Consider the following 7112-nt stretch of genomic DNA (forward strand, 5'->3'; position numbering starts at 1 on the left):
GACTCGAGGATGTCGCTCTCGACTTCGGGAACCAGCTTGCGAACCTCTGGGTACATGCACTCGTTTTCCAGATAGGTGTGCACCGTTAGTGCCTCGATGATCCGGTCGACGATCCGCTGCTTCTCCGCTTTCGCGTCCCGCCCGGCGTTCTGAAAGTCGCGGAAGAGCTTGCGGATCTCCTTGTGGTCATCCTTCAGCAGGACGATGGCATCGGTCGACATCGTGAACCTCACTCGCATCGATGGGCTGGTGAGGTGGGGTTACCCGGCACGACGGGCACAAAACCGGCGTTTCCGGCACGGCGCCGCGGGGCAGCAGCAACGCGCGGTCGGGCTAACGGGACTCGTAGCCTGCTTCGCCCTGCAGTAGCGCGCACGGAAGCGCGGTTTGCGAGCCAGTGACTCGCAAACCGCGCTGGCCGGTTAATTACGACGCGTCCGAGGCGCAGGTCAGGTCGGCGACCGGAGCGGTGCCATCGATGAGATATGCGGTGATGGCGTTGTCCACGCACGTCGACGTGCCCGTACCGAACACGGTGTGCTGCGTTCCTTCGAACGTCACCAGCGAACCGTTCAGCTGCTCGGCGAGCGCGACACCCGCGGCATACGGCGTGGCCGGATCACCGGTCGTGGAGACCACCACGACATTCGGCAGGCCGGGCGCATCGATGCGGTGCGGCCCCTCGGCGGACACCGGCGCCGGCCAGTCTGCGCAGACCCCGAGCGGTGCCGTGCCGGTGCCGAAGCCGTCGTCGAGGAACGCTGCGGCCTTGCGTGCTTCCGTGTCGGCCTTACCGGCGAGCGTGCGGTCGGTCATTCGCGGATCGTCCACACAGCGGATCGCGATCTGGGCATCGGTCTGGTTGCTGTACACACCCGTCGCGGTGCGATCGGAGTACATGTCGGCGAGCGCAAGCAGGGTGTCACCGGAGCCGCTTGCCAACTCCTCTAGACCGGCGGCCAGCGCAGGCCATGCGTCAGGGCTGTACAGCGCCGCAATGGTTCCCGTCACGGCATCGTTGTAGCCGAGGCCGCGCGGGTCGGCGGTCGCCGCGGGCGTCGTCATCAGCGGGCGCACCAGCGCCTGGTAGCGGTCGTTCGCCGCGGCCGGATCGGTACCGAGCGGGCATTCGGCGTACTTGGTGCACTCTCCGACGAAGGCGTCGAACGCCTGCTGGAATCCGGCCGATTGCGAGACGGCTTGCTCCACATAGCCCTCGTCCGGGTCGAGTGCACCGTCGAGCACCATGGCCCGCACGTGCGTCGGGAAGGTCTCCGCGTACGTCGAACCGATCCTGGTGCCATAGGAGTAGCCGAGGTAGTTGATCTTCTCTTCACCGAGCGCGGCGCGAATGATGTCCATGTCGCGGACAACCTCGTAAGTTCCTACGTGCGCGAGGAATTCGGGCCCGGAGCGTTGTGCGCACTTGGCGGCGAACTCGACGTTCTCTCGTTCGGCAGCGGCGATGCCCGCGGGCGAGTGATCCAGGTCGAGATCGTTTCGCTCTACGTCCCATTCGGCGCCTGTCAGGCATTGGATCGAGGGCGTCGACGCGCCGATACCGCGCGGGTCGAAGCCGATGACATCGAAGCGATCGGCGATCGGCATGCCCTCCGCCAAACCGGCCATCGCGAGACCGGAACCACCCGGGCCACCCGGATTCACCAGCAGCGAACCAATCTTCGTGCCGGTGGCCTTCACCCGCGAGATGGCGATGGACGCCGTCGCGCCGTCCGGATTGGCGTAGTCGACGGGGACCGTCACGCGGGCGCATTCGAATCCGCGGATCGAGTCGTCCGCGGGCAGGCCCATCTGGGCACACGAGGTCCAGGCGAGCTGCTGATGGGCGTACTTGTCGAGGGGATCGGGCTTCGCTGTGCCGGTCGTCGTATCGGAGCCGCAGGCCGCGACACCACCGACAACGAGGACGAACACCGACGTGCCGAGAACGACGCGGCGAACGGGGGAACGGCCGGAAGGTCTGCTTCGGAGCATGGGGTGCCTCGCAGGGGTATCGGGCGGAAAGGGATCGCAGCCAAGGTTGAGGGCCCGCGACCTGCGCGTACATGGGCAGAACTCCCCGTAAACACCTGGGCTCCGAAACGCGATGACTCTCATAACGGACCCGTATTTCCACCCGGGCGAGACGAAAGGGCCATCCGTGCACGAGCGCCGCGCCGCATATGTCGATTTCTGCGGAGAGCACTACGAACTCGACCCCGCCGCACCGCTGTGCATCGGCCGCGACGCTGACCTGGTCATCGACGACAACCCGTACCTACACCGCCGATTCCTGCGGATCGAGTCGATCGACGGCTTCTGGTGGCTGATCAATGAGGGTGACCGACTGCCGGCCACCGTGGTCGCCGCCGACACCGGGCTGAAGGCATCGATTCCACCCGGCTCGCGGCTGCCGCTGTTCGGCCCGACAACCGTGGTGTTCACCGCGGGCCCGACCACCTATGAACTCGATGTGAATATTTCCTCGGCGCGGCCACAACTCGTGTCGGTCGACGAGATTCCGGTCGGCGAGCAGACGCTCCGTCCGCCGGACCTGACCACCGCGCAGCGCGCGCTGATCGTCGCACTGGCCGAGCCGCTGCTACTCCGCGACGGCACCCCCACCAGTGCCATTCCGGGCTCGCGTGCCGCGGCCGACCGGCTCGGCTGGCCGCTGACCAAGTTCAACCGCAAGCTCGACAATGTCTGCGACCGGTTCGCGCAGATGGGCGTGACCGGGCTACGCGGCGAACCGGGCAAGCTGGCGTCCAACCGGCGGGTGCGCCTGGTCGAGTTCGCGCTCGCCGGACGGGTGATCACCAAGTCCGATCTGGCATTGCTCGATTCGGAGGTCGGGACCGCCGATCCCTAGCCGGGCAACCCGAGCCGGAGATAGCGCTGTGCTCGGTTCGTAGCACGCTGTACCGCAGATACTTTCGCGAGTTCGTCGAGCTGCTCGGCGATCGCGGACACCATCCGCATCGCGAAGTCCACCGGCTCCGCGGCGGCGTCCGGAAATTCCGGAACAACCGCATCCACAACACCGTCTGCGAGCAGATCCGCGGCCCGGATACGTTGGGCTGCAGCCAGCTCCGGGGCATGTTCGATATCGCGATACACGATCGCACTCGCACCCTCGGGCGGAAGCGGCGCGAGCCAGGCGTGCTGCGCGGCAATGACCCGGTCGGCCGGGAGCAATGCCAGCGCGCCGCCGCCGGTGCCCTGGCCGAGCAGCACCGCGACGGTCGGAGTGTCGAGCGTGACGAGATCCGCTATGCAGCGGGCAATTTCGGGAGCGAGTCCACTCTCCTCCGCCTCCGGCGAGAGTGAGGCACCGGCGGTGTCGATCACCAACACCAGCGGCAGCCGCAATTCTTCGGCCAGGCGCATGCTGCGCCGGGCCTCACGAAGCGCCGCCGGGCCCATTGCCGAATCTGCGGCCTGGGTATCGCGGTCGTGGCCGAACAGCACGCACGGCCGGCCACGCAGCCGCGTAAGCGCATGCAGCACAGTCCGATCGGCCTCGCCCTGACCCGTACCGCTCAACGGCACCCGTTCGGTCGCATGCCGCAGAAGTGCCCGGACGCCGGGCCGGTCCGCGCGGCGCGAGGCCAGCACGGCATCCCAGGCCGGAATGTCACCGGAACTCGTATCGGCAGGCACCTCGATCAGCGCGCGGGGTACCGCTTCACCGCTCATCACGACCAGGGCGCGATGCGCGATCTGGCGCAGTCGCTTCAGCGGCAGCACGCCGTCGATCACACCGTTGTGGTACAGGTTTTCGGCCGTTTGCACGCCCTCCGGAAAAGGATGTCCGTAGATCGCCTCGTACACGCGCGGGCCGAGGAAACCGACCAGCGCACCGGGTTCGGCGAATGTCACATGCCCGAGCGACCCCCACGAGGCAAAGACCCCGCCCATCGTTGGGCTACGCAGGTAAACCAGGTAGGCCAGACCAGCGGATTTATGGGCGGCGACCGCCGCGGCGATCTTCACCATCTGCACGAAGGCGACGGTCCCCTCCTGCATCCGGGTGCCGCCCGAGGTCGGCGAGGCGAGCAGTGGGAGACCCTCGGCGGTGGCTCGCTCGATTGCGGCTGCGATCCGCTCCGCCGCGGCCACCCCGATGGATCCGCCGAGGAAGCCGAACTCGCACGCGAGGATCGCGATGCGCCGCCCACGCAGCAAACCCTCCCCCGTGAGCACCGCTTCATCGGTGCCCGCGCGGGCCGACGCGCGATCCAATTCGTCCTGATAGTCGGAGTTCGCGCCGATATCGAGCGGCGCCGTGTCCCAACTGGCGAACGTGCCGGGGTCGAGAACGCTATCGAGCAGGTCACGGGCGGAAACACGCTTGGGCGAAGCTGTCACAAACCGAGCGTAGTCACCGGCAGACTAGGGTGAGAGTTACTCGGCAGTGAGGGGAAAACGTGAGTGCACCGATGCATTCGAGTGGCCCGTACACGAACGCATACCGCACCAGCGTCGATAATCCCGAACGGTTTTGGCTCGATGCCGCCCGGATGATCACCTGGGACAAGCCGCCGACCAGGGCACTCGATGACGCGTCGAAGCCGCTCGCCCGGTGGTACCCCGATGCCCGGATGAACACGTGCGTCAACGCACTCGACCGGCACGTCGCCGCGGGCCATGGCGAGCGCACCGCGCTCATCTACGACTCCGCGATGGTCGGCATGCAGCGCAGCTACAGCTACGAGCAGTTGCTCGACGAGGTCGCGAACTTCGCCGGGGTGCTGCTGCGGCACGGCGTGACTGCGGGCGACCGCATCGTGATCTACCTGCCGATGATCCCCGAGGCCGTCATCGCGATGCTCGCGTGCGCGCGGATCGGCGCGGTCCATTCCGTGGTGTTCGGCGGCTTCGCCGCCAAGGAACTCGCCAGCCGCATCGACGACGCCGAGCCGGTCCTGATCATCACCGCCTCCGGCGGACTGGAACCGGGCCGGACCATCTCGTATCTGCCGATGGTGGCCCAAGCCCTCGAACTCACCACCTCCACAGCGACGCGCGCGGTAATCGTGAAGCGACGCGCGCAGGTACCCGGGTCCGCGGCGGACCACAGCGGTGATATCCCCTGGTACGACTGGGACGAGTCGATGGTCGACGCCGAACCGGCGGCACCTGTGTCGGTAGCCGCCACCGACCCGCTCTATGTGCTCTACACGTCCGGCACCACCGGGAAGCCGAAGGGCGTTGTGCGCGACAACGGCGGGCACGCCGTGGCGATGGCCTGGTCGATGCGTTTCATCTACAACGTCGGCCCCGGCGAGGTCATGTGGGCCGCGTCCGACGTCGGCTGGGTCGTCGGGCACTCCTACATCGTTTATGCGCCACTGTTCGTCGGCGCGACCACGGTGCTCTACGAGGGCAAGCCGGTGGGCACCCCGGATGCCGGCGCGTTCTGGCGCATCATCGAGGAGCACGGCGTGAAGGCGCTTTTCACCGCGCCCACCGCCCTGCGCGCCATCAAGAAGGTGGATCCGAACGCCCTCGAACTGCGGAAGTACGACGTCTCCGCGCTGGAGACGCTGTTCGTCGCGGGCGAGCGGCTCGATCCGGACACCTACGAATGGGCGTCCCAGGTGCTGCGTCGCCCGGTCGTGGACCACTGGTGGCAGACCGAAACGGGCTGGTCGATCTGCGCGAACCCGCGCGGGCTCGAGCAGATGCCGATCAAGGCCGGCTCGCCGTCGTTCCCTGTGCCCGGGTACCGGCTCGCCATCCTCGACCCCAGTGGGCACCGGGTACCGCCCGGCACCGAGGGCAATATCGTGCTCGAACTTCCGCTGCCGCCGGGCACGCTGTCCGGGCTGTGGCACGACGACGATCGGCTGGTCCGCTCGTACTTGGCTACCTTCCCGGGCTACTACCTGACCGGCGATTCGGGCTTCGTCGACACTGACGGCTACGTGTACGTCCTCGGCCGCTCCGATGACGTGATCAACGTGGCAGGCCATCGACTCTCGACCGGCGGGATGGAGGCGGTTCTCGCCGGGCACCCGGCCGTCGCCGAATGCGCGGTCATCGGGATTTCGGACGAGCTGAAAGGCCAGCGGCCCAGCGGCTACGTCGTGCTCAAGGCAGGCGTCGAGATCGAACCCGAGCGTCTGCGCGACGAGTTGGTCGAGCGGGTCCGCGACGAGATCGGCGCGGTTGCCACGTTCCGCGACGTCACGATCGTCCCGGCGCTGCCGAAGACTCGCTCCGGGAAGATTCTGCGCAAGACGATGCGGCAGATCGTCGCAGGTGAGGACTATCCGGTGCCGTCCACAATCGAGGACCCTGCTGTGCTCGATCAGCTGTCGGAGCAGATTCACGGCTCGTAGTCTGGGTATACCGCTCCTCGAAGCAACACGGCAATTCAGGAGGAATCCATGCATGCCACTTCGAACCGGGCCCGGATTCTGCGCAACGGCGTGATCGCCGCGGCGATCGCCGCGAGCGGTGCGTTCTTGTCCACCGCTCCGGCGACCGCAGAGCCGATCTTGAACCCACTGATCACCAGCACCTGCACGTTCGCCCAGGTGGATGCGGCCCTGCACGCGGTATCGCCGGCGTACGCCGCCCAACTGGACCGCTACCCGATGGCGAAGGCCGAACTGCAGGCGGCCTACGACCGCCCCGTGGCCGATCGCTCCGCCGCGCTGCAGCGGTACCTCGACAACAATCCGATGGTCGCGGCCCAGGTCATGGGCGGCATGCAAGACCCGCGCTACGCCGACTTCAAGCGCGTAACGCAGCAGGTCGCCAACGTCTGCCACAACTACTGACGCACCGAACCCGCTGTTACCGCCGTCGCGGACTGCTCATGACGTCCTGGGTTCCCGACCCGAATGGGCTGCGCGGCAAGGTCGCCTTGGTCGCGGGCGCGACACGCGGTGCCGGACGCGGCATCGCCGCGGCACTCGGAGAGGCGGGCGCGACGGTCGTCTGCACCGGCCGTAGCAGCGTCACAGGGAACGCGACCTCAGATTACGACCGGCCCGAGACGATCGAGGAGACGGCCGCATTGGTCGACGACCTCGGCGGTCGCGGTATCGCGGTCCAGGTCGACCACCTCGATCCGGACCAGGTCCAAGCGCTGGCCGACC

General features: G+C 67.4%; 6 protein-coding genes and 1 pseudogene. 4 read left to right on the forward strand and 3 right to left on the reverse strand.

Annotated features, from left to right (window positions below; genetic code table 11):
• Nucleotides 1-221 (reverse strand): hemerythrin domain-containing protein (locus A8G08_RS23895; RefSeq protein ID WP_169823363.1); only part of this gene is annotated, 221 nt, incomplete at its 3' end.
• A 205-nt stretch (nucleotides 222-426) separates the two neighbouring features.
• On the reverse strand, nucleotides 427-1995 hold the full coding sequence (locus A8G08_RS23900; RefSeq protein WP_068279775.1) for an alpha/beta hydrolase: 1569 nt from the start codon (nucleotides 1993-1995) through the stop codon (nucleotides 427-429).
• A 112-nt stretch (nucleotides 1996-2107) separates the two neighbouring features.
• On the opposite strand from A8G08_RS23900, the gene A8G08_RS23905 reads away from it, so the two are divergent.
• On the forward strand, nucleotides 2108-2872 hold the full coding sequence (locus A8G08_RS23905) for an FHA domain-containing protein (RefSeq protein ID WP_068279779.1): 765 nt from the start codon (nucleotides 2108-2110) through the stop codon (nucleotides 2870-2872).
• Here the strand turns inward: A8G08_RS23905 and A8G08_RS23910 are convergent.
• Complete coding sequence (locus A8G08_RS23910) at nucleotides 2869-4371, reverse strand: carboxyl transferase domain-containing protein (protein ID WP_068279782.1); 1503 nt, start codon at nucleotides 4369-4371, stop codon at nucleotides 2869-2871. The genes A8G08_RS23905 and A8G08_RS23910 overlap by 4 nt on opposite strands.
• Nucleotides 4372-4442: 71 nt before the next feature.
• On the opposite strand from A8G08_RS23910, the gene A8G08_RS23915 reads away from it, so the two are divergent.
• From A8G08_RS23915 to A8G08_RS23925, 3 genes and pseudogenes are all read left to right on the forward strand, one after another.
• A complete protein-coding gene (locus tag A8G08_RS23915) occupies nucleotides 4443-6347 on the forward strand; it encodes a propionyl-CoA synthetase (protein ID WP_068279784.1) in 1905 nt (634 codons plus the stop codon).
• A gap of 48 nt (nucleotides 6348-6395) precedes the next feature.
• Nucleotides 6396-6791, forward strand: a complete 396-nt coding sequence (locus A8G08_RS23920) for a hemophore-related protein (protein ID WP_068279787.1) — start codon at nucleotides 6396-6398, stop codon at nucleotides 6789-6791.
• Nucleotides 6792-6829: 38 nt separating this feature from the next.
• Nucleotides 6830-7112: pseudogene (locus tag A8G08_RS23925) on the forward strand (short-chain dehydrogenase); the annotation flags it as partial.

It is taken from the genome of Aldersonia kunmingensis, from assembly GCF_001646865.1.
Taxonomy (GTDB): Bacteria; Actinomycetota; Actinomycetes; order Mycobacteriales; family Mycobacteriaceae; genus Aldersonia; species Aldersonia kunmingensis.

Coding starts and splice junctions, on each gene's coding strand:
- A8G08_RS23900 (WP_068279775.1), bottom strand. CDS start 1,995: ATGCTCCGAAGCAGACCTTCCGGCCGTTCCCCCGTTCGCCGCGTCGTT.
- A8G08_RS23905 (WP_068279779.1), top strand. CDS start 2,108: ATGACTCTCATAACGGACCCGTATTTCCACCCGGGCGAGACGAAAGGG.
- A8G08_RS23915 (WP_068279784.1), top strand. CDS start 4,443: ATGCATTCGAGTGGCCCGTACACGAACGCATACCGCACCAGCGTCGAT.
- A8G08_RS23920 (WP_068279787.1), top strand. CDS start 6,396: ATGCATGCCACTTCGAACCGGGCCCGGATTCTGCGCAACGGCGTGATC.